The organism is Candidatus Liberimonas magnetica, assembly GCA_020523885.1.
Lineage (GTDB): Bacteria > Elusimicrobiota > Endomicrobiia > Endomicrobiales > JAFGIL01 > Liberimonas > Liberimonas magnetica.
Window position 1 is genome coordinate 172872 of the sequence record JAJAPY010000002.1, and the last position, 23173, is coordinate 196044.

Sequence of the window (23173 nt, forward strand, 5' to 3'; positions counted from 1 at the left end):
ATGGATCAAATAACTGTATCCGGGCCGTGGATAACAAAGAAAGAAATCAATTATGTAAAAGATGCCGTAACAAATGCCTGGTATGGAAATGCCAATATGTACCATCTGCGTTTTGAAAAGGCATTTGCCGGTTATTTAGGCGTAAAATATGCCATAGCATTGCCTTCCTGCACTTCCGCAATTCATTTATCTTTGCTGTCTTTGGGCATTAAAAAAGGCGATGAAGTTATTGTACCTGATATAACATGGATCGCTTCTTGTGCTCCGGTTACATATGTAGGGGCAACCCCTGTGTTTGCCGATATTGATGAAAAAACCTGGTGTTTATCTGCAGAATCATTTGAAAAGAACATAACCAAAAGGACAAAGGCAGTGATTCCTGTTGACTTGTACGGAAATATGCCTGATATGGATAAGATACTCGCAATTGCCAGAAAACACAAGATTGCAGTTATTGAAGATGCAGCTGAAGCCTTAGGTTCCGAATATAAAAGACATAAAGCAGGCAGTATGGGAGATATAGGCGTATTTAGTTTCCATGGTTCTAAAACTTTAACTACTGGTGAAGGCGGGATGTTGGTTACTGATAATGAAGATATTTACCAGAGGAGCCTTTTCTTAAGGGACCATGGGCGTAGGCCGAAAGGTAAAATGTTCTGGAATACCGAAATCGCCTATAAATATAAAATGTCTAGTATGCAGGCGGCTTTGGGATTGGCACAGTTGGAGCGAGTGGAAGAATTGTTATCTAAGAAAATTAGAATATTTTCCTGGTATAAGAAAAACCTATCAGACTGTAAAGGTATTACTCTAAATTATGAAGAAAAAGGGACAAAAAATACCTATTGGATGGTGACAGTTATATTGGACAAGCGATTTGGAATTAAAAAAGAACAGTTAATAAAACTTATGGAAGAAAAGAAAATTAGTTGCAGGCCGTATTTTTATCCGCTAAGCTCAATGCCTGCGTATAATAATTTCAAACAAGCGAAAAAGGCTAGAAAATATAACAAAATAAGCTATCAGATCAGCCCGTGGGGAATTAATTTGCCATGTGGATTAAATTTGACAGAAGAAAAAGTCAGATATGTATGTAAGGCTCTAAAAACGATAATTGGTGTTAATTAAATGTATGGGAATTTTTAATGTCGCCTGTTATTCCGAGGTAACGAGGAATCTTGACTTTTAAAATATTTCTCCTCGCCTTGCTCGTCAAAATGACAGATTTCGTATGAGTTGCAAAGCTTGATATAGATGGAAACAAATATCCAGAAACCATTATTTTCTATAGGAGTAACAACCTTTGACAGGGTAGATATGTTAAAAGAAACTCTAAATTCAATATTAAATCAGACTTTTACTGATTTTGAAGTTATTGTCAGCAATAATAATCCTGATAAAACAATTTCAGCAGATAATCTAGGGATTTTCGATGCACGAATACGTTACATAAATCAAAAGAAAGATCTTGGTCAATTGGGCAATCAGAATTTCCTGCTTTCCCAAGCCAAAGGCAGATACTTTACCTGGACAGCAGATGATGACCTGTATTCGGCGCAATTTTTAGAAGCGGTAAATTTATCGTTAATAAATTATAATTTCCCATCTTGTGTTTATACTTCATATGACCTTATATATGATAATATTCTAAAGCCAAAACAACCCGTTAGAATCGAACCTCAGGAGTTCAAAGGTTATGAGTTTCTTAACTTATATTGCAAAGGTAAGCTAAAGGCAATTGGTGTTATGGGGGTTTTTGACACAAACTATTTAAAGAGCATAGGCGGGCTTGAAGATCTTAGCAAAGATAAGGATGGAAGAGGATTATATTGTGAATACATGATTCTTTTAAAATCAAGCGAACTTGAAAAAATAGTACATATAAATTCACCTTTAGTTTACTATCGCGTTCATAAAGATGCATGGGGTATATCAAACACAAATGTTGACCAATACATGATAGCTGGAGAAAGGCTTATCAGCAGCAGTATCGATATTTTGAAACGCGATAAAAAATCATTTTTGTCGAATATTTATTTTTTTCTTAAATTAACTATTTATAACTATATTTCAGTATTGGGAAGGGCAAGAGGCCTATTATTTAAAGACATCATTCAATATTTATATTCCATAAAAAAACGTTTATTTGTCTTAAAGGAAGCAGGATTGTACAATACTGCAATTTTGGTATTATTAGCAGTTAGTTTACATATTACAGCAAGCTTAATATGGAACAGAGTAAAAAACATTATAAAATAGTAGGAGTATTGATAAACATGTATAAGTGCGTGATAACAAAAATATTAGAGATAATGAATAAATATAAAATCTATGTGCTTTTTATGATTTTGATTTCTGTTAATATCTATTATAACAGCTATTTAAGAATAGTAGTTTCTGCAATAAAGAATATTAAGGTAGAACAAAAACATATTAAAGAGAACGGATATATACCGTTTTATTTAACCTATGGTGCAGCTGGACTTCCAATTGGTGGCGGTATTCGTATAGGATACGTTTTAAATAATGGTTATATAAATGAAAAGAATAAAAAAACTGAACTCATCATCCCATTTGCTGAAGGTGGTTTTGCGTATGAACTTCCGTTATATTACTATGCATTTCCCATAAAACTGAGCATTAAAAGCTATAATTTTTTTATTCCTTTTGATGTTCAAGAAAAGATAGCAAAAGAATGCAAAAATGATCTATTTGAACTGGCAGGCTGGGGAGGCGGAGGGGCGGTCAGGATAGTAAAAAATGACGAAAAAGTTAATTATTTATTTATTTCAAGTCACCCGGGTACATATGCAGGGTACTATATTATTCTAGGTAAAAATAAGGCGAAAGAATGGAATTTATTGTAAATAACGGTATATATCTATTGGGCTATAGTTTCTTGCTGGTTTTCTGCAGAAAGAATAGTTTTCTTTTAATGTTGTCATTGAGTTTTGCAACAGGGATAGCTGTGATAGTATATCTTTTGTTGTTTTTGTCTTTTCTTAAATTGCCGATAAACGTGCCATTTATGTATTTTTATATTTTATTTTCAATAAGTATATTTTTTATTATTTCCCATGTACGTTTCGGTGTGTACAATAAAAAGGATGTTTTAAATATAATTTTACATTTATCAGTATTTTCTTTACTGGTATGCGTTTGTTCTTTCATTGTAAGGTATCTGCCTATATTTGAGTACACCCATGATAGTTTTATTTGTTACGACGGACCTGGAAAAGTATTTGCTGCTAGTAACAGTATTTTGCTACCAAATTATTTCCCTTATAAGTTGGTCCCTTATAAGCTCTTGGGCGGCATTCACCCGCCGTTTACTTATTTAATGTATTCTTTAAGATATATATTTTCTTTAAATTATTTTGAAATGTTTTTTATATTCTTTAGCCTTTCTTTAACGATTTATATTTATCAGAATTTAAAAACATTAGTATCTAATACATTATCATTTTTAATAGCATTGCTTTTTATAACAACTCCTTTTGTATCTGCATTAGTTAATACGGCATTAAATAATTCGATATATACCTATTATATAACTGTTGGCGCAGTTATGGTTATTACGAAACTTTATAGAAAAGACATTTCTTTGTTTTTAACGGGCTTTTATATTTCGACGGCATTATTAATACGGTTAGAAGCCATAATTTACGTTTTTCCTTTATTGGTGTTTGTATTGTATTACTGTATTGAGGATTACATTGAAAACAAGGAGATGCTCTATTTTAGTATCTCTATTCTAATATTTTTCGGAATTTACTTTGTATTAAGGCATTTGTTGGGTGTAAAGTCATATCCTCAATTATTATATATGCTATTATTTACAACTGCAGTATTTTTGATAAACAAATATAAAAATAAATTAAAAGAAGGACTGTTTAAAACATTATTATTCTTAAAAAATGGCAGAGGGATAATAGAAATAATATTATTGATTTTAATGTTATTGTTTGCATGGTATTCTTTAAATATCAATACAAAAGGTTTACTATTCATCACAAATACTATAGCTAACATCTATAAAAGCATTATTTCAAATATTTATTATATGAAAAAGCCTGATTTGTGGGGAATAAATTGGGTACTAATATTTGCGCTAATACTTATTAAATATGTTTCTAACAGGGACTTATTTATAAGTAAAGAGCTGTTATTATATGTAATTTATGTTGTTTGCTATTTTATGGTTAAGGTACTAATATATTCGTTTCCGCCTTTGTCTGACGTTTTAGCTCAGTATAGTTGGCATAACTATCTAAGTGTAAATAGAATGTTGTTGCATATATATCCGATTCTGCTTATAATCGCAGCATATTTGTTTAGAGAAAGAGCTATTGATTACATCAGTGATACAAAGACACAGTAAGTTTTAGCTATTCCATAAAAGTTATGAATAATAATTATCATTATTTCTTAAAAGTTTTAGCATAAAGGAGAAACAAAATGGATAATAAAGTATCGCTGATAATTCCAGCATATAATGAAGAGGTTTCGATAAAACTCGTATTAAAACAGATTAATTCTGTAAACGGTATTGATGAAGTAATAGTTGTTGATGACGGCTCAACAGACTCTACGGCAAAGATTGCCAGAGAGAGTGGCGTAAAAGTAATCTCAAATCTATACAACATCGGCTATGGAGCATCTATAAAAAATGGGATAATGAAAGCAAAAAATAACCTTATAGCAATAATTGACGCAGACGGAACATACCAGCCGGAAGATATTCCTAAAATGCTTGAATATATCGAGCACTATGATATGGTAGTTGGAGAAAGGAATAAATCGAGCATAGAAACTTCAAGAAGGCCCGCTAAATGGGTACTAAACAAACTTGCAAATTATCTTTCCGGCATAAAAATACCGGATTTAAACTCAGGTTTAAGGATTTTCCGAAAAGATGTTGCTATGAAATATTTCAATATCTTGCCTGCAGGATTTTCTTTTACTACAACCATTACTCTCGCATTACTCAGTAATAATTATATCGTTAAATATGTGCCTGTAAGCTATCATAAAAGAGGAGGAAAGTCCAAGATTAAACCAATGAATGATACACTGAATTTTATTCAATTGATTATCAGAACAACCATGTATTTTAATCCGTTAAAAATATTTTTGCCAATAAGTTTAACGCTTATTTCTATGGGTGGATTAATAATTATTGCTCATTTAATAATTTACCAGACTATCAACAAAAGTTCAGTATTGATAATACTTTCTGGGTTGCAGATACTTGCAATAGGTATGCTTGCAGATTTAATAGATAAAAGGATGCAATAATTAATATGTTACTTATTATTCCGCAAATAGAGGAGCCCCTTTAATGGATTTGGAATTTCAAAAAAAGTTTTGGGAAAGTTCAAAAGAAAAAAGAAGGAAACCAGAGCATCCGGTAATTAGATATATTTATTCCAAGATAACATATTATTTGAAGGGTCTGAACGCAGGTGTTAATGGCACAAAGATACTCGATGTAGGTTGCGGAAATGGGTTTCTAACATATTATTTAGAAAAGTGTTTCAGTGTTGTCGGTTTGGACTATTCTAAGGAGATGCTACGGATAAATCCATGTAAAAACCTTGTTTTAGGGGATGTGACCGCTTTACCTTTCGAAGATAAATCATTTGATATAGTAGTTTGTTCCGGCCTGTTACACCATCTGGATGAAACCAGTATTAGAAAAGCTCTAAAGGAGATGAAAAGAGTAAGTAGGAATTATGTTGTATGCTGTGAACCAAACAGGTATAACCCTATGGTGTTTTTATTCAGTATTGTAAAAAAAGAAGAGAGGGGAACATTAAAGATTTCAAAAAATTATTTACTAAACCAATTGTGTGACGGGGAGTATTGCCTTTCAGATGTGTTTACAGTTGGTTTGGTTCCTCCAAATAAAACACCGGTGTTTATTTTGCCATTTTTGAAAATGTTAGACAGCAGTGCTTTGCTTAATAAGATCCTTGGTATATCAATTTTTGTTATTGTAAAAAGGAAATGAGGTGTGTAAATGAATATCCTATTAGTTAATCCTCCCTTTGCTAATTACGGAGGCGTTGTAGGCCATGGAGGCAAGGCAGCTCCTCTCAATCTAGCGTATATCGCATCATATATTATGCAGCAAAGGCCCAAGAATACTGTTAATATACTTGACTGTGAGGGAGAATCTCTGAATTATGAAACTATCGAGAAGAATATCTCTAAATACAAGCCTCATATAGTCGGTATAACATCGCCTACTCCGGCTTATGAACAAGTATTGAAAATATGCCGCATAGTAAAAAGTATTGATCAAAAAACAAATGTAATATTAGGAGGGCCGCATCCTACTTCTCTTCCGGAAGAGACATTGTCTCATGATGATGTGGATTTTGTGGTTATAGGAGAAGGCGAGCTCACAGTGATAGAGTTGCTGGATTCTATTGAATCTGGTTCAAAAGATTATTCAAATATAGACGGTATTGCGTATCGTGGGGAGAACAGCAATGTTGTATTTACAAAAGAAAGGAAGTTTATAGAAGATTTAGATATACTTCCATTTCCTGCCAGGCAATTATTGCCGATAGAAGCGTATTATCTGCCTCCAACAAAAAAAGTTGGGAGCGGAAAGGCAACGAATATGATTACCGGCAGAGGGTGCCCTTACAACTGCGGGTTTTGTTTGTCTGAATGCACATGGAAAAGAGAATACCGTTCAAGATCTATAGAAAACGTTGTTGCTGAAATTGAAGAGTGTATTACTAAATATGGGCTTAATGAATTTTCTTTCCACGATGAGCTTTTTACGGGGAACAAGAAAAGGCTGCTCGCTTTATGCGAGGAAATAATAAAGCATGATCTTAAGATTTCATGGGTTTGTCAATCTCGTGTTGACCATGTTGACAAAGAAATATTGGATATGATTAAAAAATCCGGATGTAAGAAAATCAGCTACGGATTTGAATCAGGTTCTCAAATTATATTAAACAAGATGAACAAACGTGCAAATCTGGATCAGGCACGAATTGCTGTAAAAATAACCAAAGAAGCCGGGCTTAAAATCGTGGGCGGATTTATGCTTGGCTATATTGGCGAAACCGTTGAAACAATAAAGGAGACAATTGCCTTCGCTAAAGAACTGGATCTTGATACTGCCGCATTTTTTATAGCCATTCCTTACCCAGGTACTGATTTTTATAATGAAGCAAAAACACTTGGTTTTTTGAGGGCTGATATAAAGTGGAATGATTATGCAATTGTTTCTAAACAAAGGCCTCCGATGGAATTGCCGAATTTAACCAGCAAAGAACTGGATAGATGGAAAAAACAGGCATACAAAGACTTCTACCTTAGGCCGCGATATTTGCTTAAAATACTTTCGTCGGTTAGATCTGTTTCAGATGTAAAGAATTTGATCTTGGGCCTAAAAATATTCCTTCAAATAACATAATAATCGCTAATAAGGGATATACACAATTTAAAGTTAATAGAGTAAGTTGTTTTGACCTGTCCTTAGCGAGGTAAAAGAGGTAAATATGGAAATCAAAATGTCGCTTATTATGCCTGCTTGTAATGAAGAAATTGCTATACGAGCAGTGTTAGAACAAGTAAAACATATAAATGATATTGACGAAGTGATAGTAATTGACGATGGGTCAACGGATTCTACCGCAAAAATTGCCAGAGAATGCGGCGCCAAAGTGTTTTCTAATACCTATACCGTCGGTTACGGAGCTTCGATAAAAACCGGTATAAGAAAGGCAAAAAACAACCTTATAGCGATAATAGATGCGGACGGGACCTATCAACCTGAAGATATCTCTAAAATGTTGGAATATATAGAATCCTTTGATATGGTTGTCGGTGAAAGGCCTAAAGCCAGCATAGAAGCTTCAAGAAGGCCCGCGAAATGGGCACTCAGTAAGCTTGCCAATTATCTTTCCGGCATAACAATCCCAGACTTAAATTCAGGCTTAAGGATATTTAGTAGAGACATTGCCTTAAAATATTTCAATCTCTTGCCTCAGGGTTTTTCTTTTACTACTACAATTACGCTGGCAATGTTAAATAATAACTATACTGTTAAATTTGTGCCAATAAGTTATAAAAAAAGAAACGGTAAATCCAAAATAAAGCCGTTCCAGGATACTCTTACTTTTATTAAACTAATCGTTCGGACGATAATGTATTTTAACCCTCTAAAGGTGTTTTTGCCTATAAGCCTACCTCTTATTATTATTGGCGCATTAATTGCAACTTACCATGTAATATTTTTTCACAGTGTTAACAAAAGCTCTATACTTATGACTGTTTCCGGATTACAGATACTTGCCATAGGGATGATTGCAGATCTAATAAACAGAAGACTACAACAATGAATATACTGCTTATTAACCCTCCAGCAGAAAATACAAAAATTGGGAATAATCCACAGATAATAGATGAAGAAAGAGGATTTAATCCTCCGATAGGTTTGCTATACATTGCGTCATGTATTGAAAAGTTTACTAAACATAATGTAAGTGTTATAGATGCACAAGCGGAAGAAATAAACTATAGCGGTATTGAGGAAGTTATAAGGCAACAAGAGCCTGATATAGTAGGCATAACTGCTATGACATTTACTCTGATAGATGTCATAAAAACCGCCAGCATAGTCAAAAAGACCTCAAAAGACATAATAGTCGTGTTGGGCGGGCCTCATGTATATATTTATCCAAATGAAACTATAAATATGCCGCAGGTCGATATGCTTGTACTTGGCGAAGGAGAAGGTTCATTCGTTGAATTAATTGAAAACATCGGGAATTTTGATAAACTAAAAAACATACCCGGACTGGTATTTAAAAATAATGGCAAAATAATCAGTACAGGCCAGCCAAAGGTTCTAAATGACCTTGATAGCATACCTTTTCCTGCCAGGCATTTGACCCCATACAAGAAGTATTCTTCTCTTATGGCAAAACGCTCTCCTGTAACCACCATGATAACAAGCCGCGGGTGCCCGTACCAGTGCCTTTTTTGTAACAGGCCGCACTTGGGGAAAAAATTCAGGGCTCGTTCTGCAAAAAACGTTGTTGACGAAATGGAGTCCTGTATTAAAATGGGTATCAATGAATTCCTTTTGTATGATGATACTTTTAATATTGATAGACAGCGGGTCTTGGACGTTTGCGATGAAATAATCGACCGGAAGCTTGAAATTGGCTGGGATATAAGGGCAAGGATAGATATGATAGATGAAGAAACTCTTAAAAAACTAAAAAAAGCTAATTGCGAGAGGATACATTACGGTGTTGAAGCGGGTACTGACAGGGTTTTGAAGATACTAAATAAAGGCATAACCATAAGCCAGGTAAAAGAAGCCTTTAATATGACTAAGGATGCAGGTATTTCTACGTTGGCATATTTTATGATAGGCTCTCCTACTGAAACAAGGGAGGATATTCTTGAAACAATTAAAGTTTCAAAAGAACTTGACCCTGACTTTGTCCATATAACGATTACAACCCCGTTTCCTGACACCCCGCTGTATAAACAGGGTTTAGAAAAGGGGGTATTTAAAAAAGATTTTTGGCAAGAATTTGCTTCAAAACCTACTAAAGAATTTCAGCCTGAATACTGGCAGGAAACTTTAACTACTTCAGAACTTACGGAATTGCTTAAAGAGGCGTATAAAAGTTTTTATATAAGGCCATATTACATCTTAAAAGAACTTCTTAAAGTAAGGTCATTTAGCGAATTTAAAAGAAAAGTTGGGGCAGGTTTAAAAGTGCTGGGTTTGTAAGGTTAAAGGACACATCCAGAGCATATCAATAAAATATGAATTATCAAACGTTAAAAGTATCAGTTATAACCGTAACTTATAACAATGCAGGTGGTTTGGAAAAAACTATACATTCTTTAATTGAGCAGAAGTATCCTAATATTGAATATATAATCGTAGACGGCGGCTCTCAGGATAATACTGTTGAGATAATAAAAAAATATGAAAAACATATCTCTAAATGGGTAAGCGAGAAAGATAAAGGTATTTATGATGCTATGAATAAAGGCATTTTGATGTCAACCGGCGATATTTTCAATTTTATGAACTCTGGAGACCTGTTTTATTCTGATAATGTTCTCAATGATGTTGCAAGGCTTTTCAACGAAAATACTGGAATCGTTTACGGTAGGTCCGAGCAATTCAGCGAAGTTGAAAGCATAAAATACCTGGCAGGCAAGGAAATTGATAGTTCAAGAATATGGAAGGGAATGTTTGTTTGCCACCAGTCCGTATTTTATAACAGGAAATTGTTTGAACTCTTTGGGCTCCACGATCTGAGATTTAGGATAGCAGCCGATTATGAGTTCTTGTTGCGTATTATAAACGGCAAGGGGCACAATTTTAAGCTTATTTATACGGACTTGATCCTGTCAAAGGCTGAGTTATATGGCACAAGCTCTAATAGTTATGCATATACTTGGTCGGAATTCAAAAAAGCTGCCGGGATGTATTATAAACTAAGTTTCAAGAACAATTTTTATTTTACTTTAATGTACGTAAAATCTTACCTGTTAATTCTTTTGAACAAAATAGGGTTATTAAAACATTACAGAAAAATAAAGTACTATAATTTAAATACTAAATGAATATGTTACTGTATATAACGATATTAATATCTTTCACACCATTCCAGGCTTTTTGTTATCTGTGGCCGTATTTACTTTTATCTATCATTATTTTAAAGTCAAAATTTATTTTAAAAGTAGATAAATACTCGCTGTGGTTTGTTAAATGGGTATTGATATTTTATGCTTATTTTATTTTCAGTTTTACTATTAATTATTCCTATATAAACAACCTTGTGGCTGCAATCTCTACTTATGGATCTTTTTTTATGACACTGTTGGCAGTTTTTTTAATAGATATAGAGAAAGTCAATTATAAGGGAATATTTAAGTTCTTTGTTTTTCTGACACTCATTCAAGTACCTGTAGGGTATTACCAGATGGTTGCCTGGTCGGGATTTAAGACTCTGAACCCGTTTGTTATGTCTTTAGGCGCAGGTGATAATTTTGCAGGTACATTGTTTACTAAATGGAATTCTCATATATTAGGCGTAAAGCTGTCGATGCTGTTTTTTATGATGCTTCCGGTTTGTCTCTTTAGAAAAACACTGAAAAATATAAGTATAGCTGTATTAGGATTATCAGGCTGGTTCTTGCCGTCAGGGATGCATTCCATAGCAAGCGGTTTTATAGTCATCTTTTTATATACGGCATTTGAAATATTAAAAAATGCTTTGGTTTTTACTAAAATAAAAAAGATATATTTATTCTTTGTTTTGGCAGGAATCTGTATTTTCGCGGTTTTGTATGTGATGCAGAAAGAAAACATTGACTACTCTATTAATCTTATTGCTTATGCCTCTAATTCTGTTATATCTGAAAGCGCGTATGTTCCAAGAAAAGTGATAGCATATAAAAGTACTTTGTTGAATTTACCGGAAGAATTGCCATCGGCGATGTTATTCGGCGTTGGCCCGGGCAATTATTCAAGCAGAGCATCGGCAATTGTCAGTGGGAATTATCTTGTCCATCAGCCAAAGGTCATTCCAGTTACCCCTTCTTATTATGCAAAAAAATACATAATGCCTCTTTGGCCAAAATATTCTGCTGATGGAGTTGCTAACCAGCCGTATTCAACCTGGTTGTCAATTTATGGCGAACTGGGTTTTATAGGCATGTTCATGGTCATAATACTATTTATAAAACTGATTAAAACATTAAATTCATATTCAAAAATAGAGAGCGCTTATGATAATAAGGCGGCGGATGGGTTAGTTATCTTCACTTTATATCTTGTAATATTATTTTTATTCGATAATTGGCTGGAATATCCTCAGTTTATTATGCCTTATGCTGTTTTTGCGGCACTTATTATAAAAAAATATAATTTATACAGAATAATGGAATCTAATGGCACAAGATAAACATAAAACTAATGTTCTTATTGTCGGCTATTTGCCTCCACCCCAGGAAGGGACCGCTAAAATGACAGAGGTAATAATAAACTCAAGGAACTTAAACGAAGAGTTTAACCTGATTTTTATCTCCTTGCTAAAGAAAAAGAGGACTGACCTTAAAGGCAAGGTTGACCTGTCCAATATTTACAATAACATCATAAACATAGCCAGATTCTTGTTGCTCAATTTGATAAAGTTGCCTGGCCTCGTGTACATCCCGCTTGCCCAGAACAGAATAGGGTTTTTAAGAGACTCAGCGTTTATTTTAATAGCAAGAGTCCTGGGCAGAAAATTATGCGTACATTTTCACGGCGGAAATTTTGACAGATTCTATGAGTTTCAGGGCATGTTTTTCAGGAAATATATCGACTTTGTAATGAAGAAGGTGGACTTTTTAATAGTTTTAGCTGATAAATTTAAAAGCCAGTTCGCCAAGTATGTAACCAGAGATAAGATCTTTACTTTATATAACTGTGTCCCCGACATTGAAAAAGAAAAAGCAGAACAGAGTGGAGCTCCTCCGGCAGGAGCCGGAGGCTCCTTCGATGACGCGACCTCCCGACTACCGCCTACTCCAACCCCTGGCAGCAGCCAGTGGTTTTCATGCGGAGGGAATAACAGCAATAGCGTTAGAACAGGGTTGACCGTGTTCTATTTAAGCTATATCTCAAAAGCTAAAGGAGCGTTGGACCTTGTTGAAGCTATACCTAAAGTGCTAAGCAAGTATAAGAAGCCTGTTAACTTCATCCTTTGCGGCCAGCCAATCGATATTGAGAGGAATTTAGTGTTCGTGCCTGAACCGGACCATGCGTATTCGAAGATATTGAAATTAGTCGAAGAGAACGGGCTTACTAAATATGTTAAAATAATAACAGATTATTCGCAAATAGATAAGAGCATATTTTTTACTGAAGCGGATATTTTTGTCTTTACCCCGTATTCAGAAGGATGCGGCCTTGTGGCACTTGAAGCAGCATCCTACGGATTACCTATAATAACAAATAAGGTAGGAGCACTGGAAGAGATGTTTAAGGAAGGCGAGAACTGCCTGTTTGTAGAAAGGCCTGGGGACGTAGATTCTTTGGCTGAAAAAATAGTGTACCTTTTAAATGATGCAGAGCTGCGGGGAAGGATAACGGCAAATAATAAGAAAGCCTCGGTTGAACGCTTTTCAAAAAGCAAATATTGCAGAGACCTCGGCAATATATTTAATGAAATATTAAACTATAAAAATCTAAATATAAATCTTTAGCGCTTTAAATCATTATGGATATTAAAGACAATAAATTCATGTTGTTTGGGCTGACTTTTCGTAATTATACATTAAGCCAGGCTATTGTTCTTATAGAAGAATTAATTAAAGAAAGGATACCGCGTATGTTTTTCAGCCTCTCATCAGAGCTTGTTACCATAGCCAATAAAGACGCCAATCTGAAAGCAGTATATGAAAATACATTTTTATTGACTATAGACAGTTACGTTGTATACTATGCTGCAAAACTATTAGGAAAACCGGTTAAAGAGCCTGTAAGCGCTTCAAGGGTAATGCTTGATATTATGCCTGTTGCAGAATATAAAAAATACAAAATTTACTTACTGGGAGCTTCAGAAGAAGTAGTTCTTAAAACAGAAGAGAACTTGAAGGCAAAATACCCAAATATAAATATTGTAGGAAAGCACAACGGCTACTTTGATTTAAACAATACCGGTGCTATCATAAAAGATATTAAAGATAAAAAACCGGATATATTATTCGTAGCAATGAGCAGCCCATTGAAGGAGATATTTATCTCTAAAAATCTGGCTGAAATGAATGTGCCTATATCAATAGGCGTTGGCGGGTGTTTTGATATTATAGCTGGTAAATGCAAGCTTGCCCCTAAATGGGTAAGCAAACTGGCCTTGGAATGGCTGTACAGATTTATACAGGAACCCAGAAGATTATGGGCAAGATACCTGTTTACAAATATAAGATTTATGGCCCTAGTATTGAAAGAGTTTCTGAAATAGTTGTATAATAAATGTTCAATCGTGACATTAGGAGGAAGGTTTATGTTCAAAGATAAAATACTATTGATTTCGGGCGGCACTGGTTCATTCGGCAATGCAGTAGTAAAAAAGTTCTTGAGCAGCGAAATAAAAGAAATAAGGATATTTTCAAGAGACGAAAAAAAACAGGATGACATGCGGACGTATTATCATAATGATAAATTGAAATTCTATTTAGGAGACGTAAGGGAGTATAACAGTATTCACTATGCCATGCAGGGAGTTGATTATGTTTTTCATGCAGCAGCATTAAAACAGGTGCCATCTTGCGAATTCTTCCCGATAGAGGCAGTGAGGACGAATATTCTTGGTGCAGAGAACGTGCTTAATGCTGCCATAGCTCATGAAGTTAAAAAGGTTATAGTTTTAAGTACTGATAAGGCAGTATATCCTATTAATGCTATGGGGATGTCAAAAGCCATGATGGAAAAGGTAATGGTTGCAAAATCACGCACTGTTGATGCAAAGAAAATAACTTTATGCGGTACAAGATATGGCAATGTAATCGCTTCAAGAGGCTCGGTTATTCCGCTTTTTATCGAGCAAATTAAGGCGGGGAAAACATTGACTATAACTGACCCTAACATGACAAGGTTTATGATGTCACTAGATAGTGCAGTGACCCTTGTCCTGTATGCTTTTAAAAATGGGCATCAGGGTGATATTTTTGTTCAAAAAGCTCCGGCGTGTACGATACACAATTTGGCGGTTGCTTTGTTAGAGTTGTTTAATGCAAAGAATGAAATTAAGATAATCGGGACAAGGCATGGGGAAAAGGTTTATGAAACGCTTCTTAATAAGGAAGAAATGGCTAAGTCAGAAGATTTAGGGGATTACTACAGGATTTACGTAGATACAAGAGACCTTAATTACAACAAATATTTTGTTGAAGGTGAAAAGCAAATTACCAAGGAGCACGACTATAATTCCAACAACACTACAATACTTAATGTTAAAGAAATAAAGGAATTATTATTAAAAATTGATTATGTAAAAGAAGCTCTGGCAAAATAAGGAAATTTTATGAAAACTGTTTTAGTTACGGGTGCAGGCGGATTTATAGGTAAAAACCTGGTTGAGGCTTTGTCGAGAATAGCGGATTTAAAGGTATATAAGTTCGATGTTGAAGACAACGAGGATAAATTAAAGCAATATCTTAAAGATGCTGATTTTGTGTACCATCTGGCAGGGATTAACAGGCCAAAAAGCGAAGAAGAATTCAAAACAGGTAATACTGACCTGACAAAAAGCGTAATTCAAATTCTTCAGGATAATAAAAAAAGCATTCCAATATTTCTGTCTTCTTCATATCAAGCCACATTACAGAATCCGTACGGGATAAGCAAGAAGTTAGCTGAAGATGTTTTAATAGAATATGCTAAAAAAAATAATACGAAAACCTATATCTACAGGTTAACCAATGTATTTGGAAAATGGTGCAGGCCGAACTATAACTCCGTTGTAGCAACATTCTGTTATAATATTTCTCATAATATTGATATCACAATTTCGGATGTCAACAAGGTTGTAGAGCTGGTTTATATTGATGATGTTGTCAGCGAACTAATAAGTTTAATGACCAGGAAAGATAATGATTATGATAACTGTTTTTACAGCATGAAAAAGACATTTAAAATAACCTTGGGTGAACTTGCCGAAAGGTTAAATAAAATAAGAGACATAAGAAGCAATCTGGTAATACCTGACCTTTCTGACGAGCTTACAAAATACCTTTATGCAACATATTTGTCTTACCTGGAAAAAAACAATTTTTCATATCCGTTATTAAAAAAGAGCGACAACAGGGGTGATTTGGCTGAGTTATTAAAGTCAGGTAATTTTGGCCAGGTATTCATATCAACCTCAAGAAAAGGCATAAAAAGAGGGAACCATTATCACAATACCAAAATTGAGAAATTCTGCGTTATAAAAGGAAAAGCACAAATCAAGTTAAGGCATATTAATAAAAAGGAAGTAATAAAATATGATGTAGATGGGGAAAATCTAGTAGTATTAGATATTCCGCCAGGTTATACTCATTCAATTGAAAATACCGGAGATGATGAAATGATAGCTCTTTTCTGGGCAAATGAGATATTTGACCCGAACAAACCGGATACAAATTATTTGGAGGTTTAAGTGAAAAAAACAAAAGTAATGACAATACTTGGCACCAGGCCGGAAATTATAAGGCTTGCCAGAGTAATGGCAAAACTTGACGAATTTACCGACCATGTTATAGTACATACAGGCCAAAATTACGATTACGAACTTAACGAGATTTTTTTTAAGGACCTTGGCATAAGAAAGCCGGATCATTTCCTTGGGGTTCGGAGCGGTTCCTTAGGTGATATGATAGGCAAAATAATATCAGGATCGGAAAAAATACTTTTAAAGGAAAAACCCGATGCCGTAGTAATACTCGGCGATACTAATAGTGCTTTGGCAGGGATAATGGCAAAAAGGCTGAAGATACCTATTTATCATATGGAGGCAGGAAACCGTTGTTTCGACCAAAATGTTCCGGAGGAAATAAACAGAAAAATAATTGACCATATCAGCGATTTTAATCTGGTTTATACGGAAAATGCCCGCAGGAATCTCTTAAGTGAAGGACTTCATCCCAGGAGGATTTACTTAACGGGTTCTCCTATGAAAGAAGTGCTTTATCATTATTTAGCTAAAATTGAAAAATCACTGATACTCAGCCAGTTAAAGCTCAAGAAAGAGAAATATTTTGTTGTTAGCATGCATAGAGAAGAGAACGTTGATAATGAGGAAAATTTGAAGAAGTTAGTTTTAGCGTTAAATTTAGTTGCAAAGGAATTTGGGTATCCGGTAATCGTATCAACCCACCCGAGGACAAAAAAACACCTTGAAAAAATAAGAAATATTAAGCTTGAAAATAAGATATCTTTCCTGAAACCTTTTGGATTCTTTGACTATGTTAATCTTCAGATGAATTCTTTTTGTGTGCTTTCTGACAGCGGAACAATAAGCGAGGAATCCTCAATTCTTTCATTTCCTGCAATAACCATGAGAAATGCCATGGAAAGGCCTGAAGCAATGGACTCAGGAAACATTGTTTTGACCGGTATAGACAGCGAGGTAATCTTACAAGCGATCAAGGCCGTTGTGAGCGAGAGAAAAAAGATATCAAGCAATCCTATCCCTTATGAATATACAATTACAAATACTTCCCAAAGAGTATTACGTTTGATTATCGGCATGTCAAAACTTTCTAACAGATGGGATGGAATAATAAAAAACACAAAATAAACCCAGCACGGTCAAACCCAACTTGAAATGCAACTTTTTAACACATTAACCTACATACTTTTAAGTGCAGCTTTTTTAATTCCGAGAGAATACAATCTTCGTTTTTATGGCATTAGCATTTCAATAACGGATATAGCATTCGGGATTTTTATCATCTTTTTCTTGATACAATACAAAAATAGAAAAGAATTGATAAAGGATTCTAACAATAGAATAGTCCTTGTTTTTCTTGTCTATTTGTTAATCATTTCAATTGTACAGATTTATTTGCACGGAATATCAAATAAACATTTATTCTTCAGGCATATTTATTCATATTTTACTATAACCGCATTTTTGATATCATACAACCTTTATCCTGCAAAAAAACTTTCTGCGTATTTAGTTTTAATATTTTACTGTTTTCTTTTTGTGGCCCTGTTAAGCATACTTGTTATTGAAAACCCTTTCTTTGCTAAAATTTATACACATGAATATATGAAATTTAAGACTATGGGCAAACAAATCGGTTATGATGCGCATTATAACCAGTACTTGGAGAGATTTGTTCCTACCCGTACTGCTGATTTGATGGGAGGCTTTGGCCATCTTGGCTGGGTAATACTTCTATGCATACCTTTATTTCTATCCTACTATGAATCTTTAAAAAAGTCTATTCCTATAGTGATTATTTATGTCGGTTTTGCAACCATGTTGGTTTATCCGTTTTATTTAATGTCAAGAACAACAATGATAGGGATATTTATAGTTGGTGTGATGCTTTTGTTAGCCGGAAAATATAAGGTTAACTATAAAAAAATAGTTGTATTTTCAGCGATAATTCTGTTGGGCCTATTTTTTACGGGGCTTCCTCAGAAATTTGTTTCAAGGTTTAATGGGCTAATTAAAGGTCAACATGATGATATCGGGCGTATGAACCTGTATATAGATTCCGCAAAAGCAGTCATAAAACACCCTGTTTTAGGTATCGGACTGGATGGAAAGCTTGATGTACCCAAAAATTATACAACGTACGATTTAATTGACTCTTTATATTTTACTATTGCACTTAAAATCGGCATAATTGGCCTGGCGATAATAGTTATATTCATTTTATGGCTTATCTTTATTGGGTATTACTATTTAAAGAAGAATATCAGCGATAGTGAAGAAAACAAATCATTTGTATTGGCTGTTTTTTGTATGCTTCCGGCATTTCTTGTTGCCGGCCTCTTTGCTTACCCGTTTTGTTCAATAAGTTTTGATATATTTTTCTGGTTTATAATGGGAATTTATGCTAGGATAATCCAAAATTCTAAAAATAAACCTATAGTTTGAGTTCATGGAGGTTTGCATGAAAGCTAAAGTTTTATTAATAGTTACCACTGTTTTCGTTAGTTTCACTTTTCTAATGGATATGCAGTCAGCTGTTCCAAACCAGCTGACTTATACAGGCAGTATCAGGTCATACGGACAGCCTATAAGCGGGACGAAATCGTTAACATTTAGCATATACCCGGCAGAGACAGGGGGGGTGGCTTCCTGGTCTAGCGGGCCGGTGGATGTAAAGATATCAAGCGGGACGTTTACATATGATTTAACCCCAAATATTGACTGGCGCTGTAAGGACTTTTGGCTAGAACTTGTTGTAGGGGACAAAATCTTATCCCCAAGAACCAAGCTAACTGCACAAGCTTACGCTTTTCATGCCAGAACCTCTGAAGATATTGAAAAAAGTACTGGAAATTCAATATATTTTGTTATAGGCACTAGTACGTATGCCATTATTTCTTCAGCCGGCAACGTAGGGATAGGCACAACTAATCCACAATACGTTCTTGATGTATCTGGCACAGCACGTTTTACCCAACCAATAACCGTGGCAGATCCCACATCTAATAGCCATGCAGCCACAAAACAGTATGTAGATTCAGCTATAACCGGGGCAGGGGTATGGTCAGAATCCGGAACCAGCATATATAGAAGTGTTGGAAATGTTGGAATAGGTATAACCAATCCGCAGTATTCTCTTGATGTATCAAGTTCAGCCAGGTTTTCGATGCCGATAGTTATTCCTGCTCCTACAGCTAACATGCATGCAGCTACAAAAGGTTATGTGGACACGCAGGTAGTAGCAGGTGAGGTAGTAGGAAATGAGGTAGTCGACACTTCTGATGCAACGCTTGTGCGAAGCGGAGCAGGTACAAACGCCAGCCCGTATAAGCTTGCCTTAAACCTAAATAATGCAAATAACTGGACAGCCAACCAATATTTCAACAACAAAGTGGGCATTGGAACGCTGTCACCGCAAGATGCTCTTGAAGTATACGGAGCTATAAAATCAACTACAATAATAACAGGTACAAACCAGCATTTACTGCTTATGCCGAACGGCACGGGAAACGTAGGTATAAACACGACTGCTCCTTCATATAAACTAGATGTAAATGGTACGGCAAGGTTTGTTGGCAACGTAACTGTTCCTGCGCCGACAAGTGACTTTCATGCGGCAACCAAGAAGTATGTAGATGACCAGGTGGTAGCAGGCGAGGTTATAGGAAACGAGGTAGTGGATGCTGCAGATGCAACACTTACGCGTAGCGGAGTAGGGACAAACGTGAGCCCGTACAAACTTGTTTTAAATCTTGGTAATGCAAACACGTGGACAGCAGTCCAGACTTTTAACGGCGGAGCAGTAGTTCCTGCGCCAACTTTAGACAGCCAGGCTGCGACAAAAAAATATGTGGACGATACAGTGGCAGCAAGCGGGGATACAGTAGTCGGAAACGAAATAACTAATGTAACTAATGCAACGCTTGTGCGCAGCGGTGCGGGCACAGGCGGTGATCTTTACACAGTGGCGTTAAACCTTGGCAATGCTAACACCTGGGCAGTAAACCAGTATTTCAGCGGGAGCATAGGAATTGGCACAACCAGTCCTGATCTGTTGTTAAATGCTGTCAAGTCAAATGCTTCAGCCGGTATAGGGATAGATACCTATGATGACGGCACAACGGCAAGCGCTCTTACCCTAAGGAAATCCAATACAGACACAATAGGTACCCAGCAGCAGACTATAGACACGCAGGTACTTGGTAACATATTATTTGAAGGTGTAAACACTGGTTCAAGTTTTGGCTATGGCGGTGTGATAAAGGCATCACAGGTTGGCGGGGCAGGAGCTTCATATATTCCAACCAAGCTGCAGATATACACGTATTCAGGGACAGGTGCAAATCCGGGAATAACCATAGATAGTGCCGGTAAAATAGGTGTTAATACTACCGCGCCTTCTGCATCCTTTGAGGTGTACGGAACCATGAAATCAAGTTCGATTATAACAGGGACAAATCAACATCTCCTCTTAATGCCAAATGGTACTGGTAAGGTGGGAATAGGGAACATAAGCCCTGCTTATAACCTTGACGTAGCAGGAAATGGCTGTTTTAGCGGCACGGTGATAGTTGATACGCCTACAGCTAACATGCATGCTGCAACAAAAAAGTATGTGGATACACAGGTAGTTGCAGGTGAAGTTATAGGTAATGAAGTGCTCAATGCAACGAACGCTACACTTACAAGAAGTGGCTCTGGCACAAATGTTGATCCGTATACGCTTGCTTTAAACCTCGGTAGTGCGAACATATGGACAGCAGCGCAGACGTTTAATGCAAATACAAATTTTCCTGGCAGCGGGATATGGAACACATCAGGGAACGTAGGCATAGGAACTGACCCTGGAAGCTACAAATTAAACGTATCAGGTAACGTAAACGTTTCAGGTACAATAACCGGAAACGTGACCGGGAATGTATCCGGGAATGCAGGTACAGTTACAAATGGTGTATACACAACGAGCGATCAGACCATAGTCGGAACTAAAACTTTTGCTTCATTGGAAATATCAGGCAATGACAACGCTGAACGAATAGGTACATATGGTTTTTTTGGTAGATTTCAAAATAACGGCGACACTATGAACGGACCTGCCTATTATACATACATGTCACACAATGCGCGTCATACGAATAACGGAAATACTACAGTATGGACAGGATATAATGCTTGTATAGACCCTGCTGCTGTGTTATTAAGCGGTAACGGAATAGATTTTATGACCGGCTCGGCAAATTTAGGCAGTGAGACGCTCAGCAGCGTAATGACAATCACCAACAGCGGAAACGTGGGTATAGGCACTTCGGCAGGGAGCTACAAACTAAACGTAAACGGCGATACAAATGTAAGCGGAACAGTAACTGCAACAAGTCTTTATGGTACATCGTTGGAAATATCAGGCAATGACAGCGCTGAACGTATCGGTACATATGGTTTTTGGGGAAGATTTCAAAATAACGGTGACACTGGTAACGGACCTGCTTATTATACATATATATCACATAATGCACGTCATACGAATAACGGAAATACTACAGTATGGACAGGATATAATGCTTGTATAGACCCTGCTGCTGTGTTATTAAGCGGTAACGGAATTGACTTTATGACCGGCTCGGCAAATTTAGGCAGCGAGACGCTCAGCAGCGTAATGACAATCACCAACAGTGGAAACGTGGGTATAGGCACTTCGCCAGGGAGCTATAAACTAAACGTAAACGGCAATACAAACGTAAGCGGAAATCTAAATGCAACAGGCAATGCCACCGTCACAGGCAGCGTCACTGCAGGAAGCTTATCTGCTAGCGGGAATATAAGCGCTTCAGGCAAGCTTCAGGAAAACGGTCACGACCTTCTACCTGCAGGTTCGATAATAATGTGGTCCGGTAGCGTTGCAAGCATTCCTTCCGGCTGGGCACTATGCAACGGTGCAAATGGAACGCCGGATTTAAGGGATAGGTTTATAGTAGGTGCAGGTTCAAGTTACAGCGTAGGTGGTGTAGGTGGCAATGTTACACATACTCATACTTATAATGGAACTGTAGGTAATCCGGATAAAACATGTACTTTAGATGTTGGTACTGCTGGTAGTGCTACTCCAATAGATCATAAGCATGGTTTTTCATTTACTACTACTGAAAATAATAATACTGTTCCGCCATACTATGCATTATGTTTTATAATGAAATTATAAAGGAGTAATAAATGTTATCAAAAATAGAAGCAAATAAATTAATTCAATTTATCTATGACACAGCGATAGAAGAAAAGTCTCTTGGGAACGACCATGTTGACAATTTAACTTCTAAATTTTCAATCAATAACTATTTGTCAATGGCTGAAGAAATAAAATCATATATGCCTTTGCCAAAAGTAAAAATCCTTGATTGGGGTTGTGGATATGGGCACATGACATTCTTGTTGAGAAAGATGGAGTTTGATGTTATATCTTATGATGTACTTCAGGATAATTCTCAAAAGTTGATTATGAAGAAACTAGATGTTAAACCTATAGTCACAAATGAATCTGTAAAGCTCCCTTTTGATGATTGTTCTTTTGATGCGGTGCTTTCCTGCGGGGTATTAGAACATGTAGAGAAGGAAAAAGAATCATTAAAAGAGATTAGAAGGATTTTAAGGAAAAATGGATATTTTTTCATCTATCGTTTGCCGAACAAATATTCTTATACTGAATTTATTGCCACTTTACGAAAAAAAAGCTGCCATCCCATAAAATATACTCTTTCATCCATGAAAGAAAAATTAAAAGAAAATGGTTTTGATGTTGTAAAGATAGGAAGAGAAAATATTTTGCCAAAAAACCTCTCTTTTTTACCTGCAAAAATAAAAGGTATGTTTAACTATTATCCTGATATGTGGACTTTAATTGAAAAATCGTTGTTGAATATTCCAGTTTTATTGCTATTTTGTGGTGCTTTAAATGCAGTTGCTGTAAAAAAATATTAAGA

At 35.8% G+C, this 23173-nt stretch carries 19 protein-coding genes; all 19 read left to right on the forward strand.

What is annotated here, in order from left to right; all coding sequences use genetic code 11:
- Entirely contained in the window at positions 1 to 1128 is a 1128-nt protein-coding gene (locus tag LHV68_02245; protein MCB4790685.1) for a DegT/DnrJ/EryC1/StrS family aminotransferase, read from the forward strand.
- A 126-nt stretch (positions 1129 to 1254) separates the two neighbouring features.
- Positions 1255 to 2259 carry a glycosyltransferase gene (locus LHV68_02250; protein MCB4790686.1) on the forward strand — a complete coding sequence of 335 codons (1005 nt, stop codon included), beginning with the start codon at positions 1255 to 1257 and terminating at the stop codon, positions 2257 to 2259.
- Between the two features lie 53 nt (positions 2260 to 2312).
- The gene (locus tag LHV68_02255) at positions 2313 to 2867 is read left to right on the forward strand and encodes a hypothetical protein (protein MCB4790687.1); all 555 of its coding nucleotides are present in this window, start codon (positions 2313 to 2315) and stop codon (positions 2865 to 2867) included.
- Positions 2852 to 4381, forward strand: coding sequence for a hypothetical protein (locus LHV68_02260; GenBank protein MCB4790688.1), 1530 nt, complete (start codon positions 2852 to 2854; stop codon positions 4379 to 4381). The genes LHV68_02255 and LHV68_02260 overlap by 16 nt, the downstream gene beginning before the upstream one ends.
- A 77-nt stretch (positions 4382 to 4458) precedes the next feature.
- A complete protein-coding gene (locus LHV68_02265) occupies positions 4459 to 5298 on the forward strand; it encodes a glycosyltransferase family 2 protein (protein MCB4790689.1) in 840 nt (279 codons plus the stop codon).
- A gap of 43 nt (positions 5299 to 5341) precedes the next feature.
- Entirely contained in the window at positions 5342 to 6013 is a 672-nt protein-coding gene (locus tag LHV68_02270) for a class I SAM-dependent methyltransferase (protein MCB4790690.1), read from the forward strand.
- A gap of 9 nt (positions 6014 to 6022) precedes the next feature.
- On the forward strand, positions 6023 to 7441 hold the full coding sequence (locus LHV68_02275) for a B12-binding domain-containing radical SAM protein (protein ID MCB4790691.1): 1419 nt from the start codon (positions 6023 to 6025) through the stop codon (positions 7439 to 7441).
- An 85-nt stretch (positions 7442 to 7526) separates the two neighbouring features.
- On the forward strand, positions 7527 to 8369 hold the full coding sequence (locus LHV68_02280) for a glycosyltransferase family 2 protein (GenBank protein ID MCB4790692.1): 843 nt from the start codon (positions 7527 to 7529) through the stop codon (positions 8367 to 8369).
- Positions 8366 to 9778 (forward strand): B12-binding domain-containing radical SAM protein, encoded by a 1413-nt coding sequence (locus tag LHV68_02285; GenBank protein ID MCB4790693.1) that lies wholly within the window; start codon positions 8366 to 8368, stop codon positions 9776 to 9778. The genes LHV68_02280 and LHV68_02285 overlap by 4 nt, the downstream gene beginning before the upstream one ends.
- Before the next feature lie 35 nt (positions 9779 to 9813).
- Positions 9814 to 10626 carry a glycosyltransferase gene (locus LHV68_02290; GenBank protein ID MCB4790694.1) on the forward strand — a complete coding sequence of 271 codons (813 nt, stop codon included), beginning with the start codon at positions 9814 to 9816 and terminating at the stop codon, positions 10624 to 10626.
- On the forward strand, positions 10623 to 11969 hold the full coding sequence (locus tag LHV68_02295) for a hypothetical protein (protein ID MCB4790695.1): 1347 nt from the start codon (positions 10623 to 10625) through the stop codon (positions 11967 to 11969). The genes LHV68_02290 and LHV68_02295 overlap by 4 nt, the downstream gene beginning before the upstream one ends.
- The gene (locus tag LHV68_02300; GenBank protein MCB4790696.1) at positions 11956 to 13254 is read left to right on the forward strand and encodes a glycosyltransferase family 4 protein; all 1299 of its coding nucleotides are present in this window, start codon (positions 11956 to 11958) and stop codon (positions 13252 to 13254) included. Before LHV68_02295 ends, LHV68_02300 begins: the two co-directional genes overlap by 14 nt.
- A gap of 14 nt (positions 13255 to 13268) precedes the next feature.
- Complete coding sequence (locus tag LHV68_02305; GenBank protein MCB4790697.1) at positions 13269 to 14012, forward strand: WecB/TagA/CpsF family glycosyltransferase; 744 nt, start codon at positions 13269 to 13271, stop codon at positions 14010 to 14012.
- 42 nt (positions 14013 to 14054) lie between these two features.
- Positions 14055 to 15065: a polysaccharide biosynthesis protein gene (locus LHV68_02310; GenBank protein ID MCB4790698.1), complete on the forward strand. Its 1011-nt coding sequence runs from the start codon at positions 14055 to 14057 to the stop codon at positions 15063 to 15065.
- Positions 15066 to 15074: 9 nt separating this feature from the next.
- Positions 15075 to 16190, forward strand: coding sequence for an NAD-dependent epimerase/dehydratase family protein (locus tag LHV68_02315; protein ID MCB4790699.1), 1116 nt, complete (start codon positions 15075 to 15077; stop codon positions 16188 to 16190).
- On the forward strand, positions 16191 to 17330 hold the full coding sequence (wecB, locus tag LHV68_02320; GenBank protein ID MCB4790700.1) for a UDP-N-acetylglucosamine 2-epimerase (non-hydrolyzing): 1140 nt from the start codon (positions 16191 to 16193) through the stop codon (positions 17328 to 17330). It begins immediately after the preceding gene.
- Positions 17331 to 17357: 27 nt separating this feature from the next.
- Positions 17358 to 18647 (forward strand): O-antigen ligase family protein, encoded by a 1290-nt coding sequence (locus LHV68_02325; GenBank protein MCB4790701.1) that lies wholly within the window; start codon positions 17358 to 17360, stop codon positions 18645 to 18647.
- A gap of 16 nt (positions 18648 to 18663) precedes the next feature.
- Complete coding sequence (locus tag LHV68_02330) at positions 18664 to 22398, forward strand: hypothetical protein (GenBank protein MCB4790702.1); 3735 nt, start codon at positions 18664 to 18666, stop codon at positions 22396 to 22398.
- A gap of 11 nt (positions 22399 to 22409) precedes the next feature.
- Entirely contained in the window at positions 22410 to 23171 is a 762-nt protein-coding gene (locus LHV68_02335) for a class I SAM-dependent methyltransferase (protein MCB4790703.1), read from the forward strand.
- The last annotated feature ends 2 nt before the right edge of the window (positions 23172 to 23173 follow it).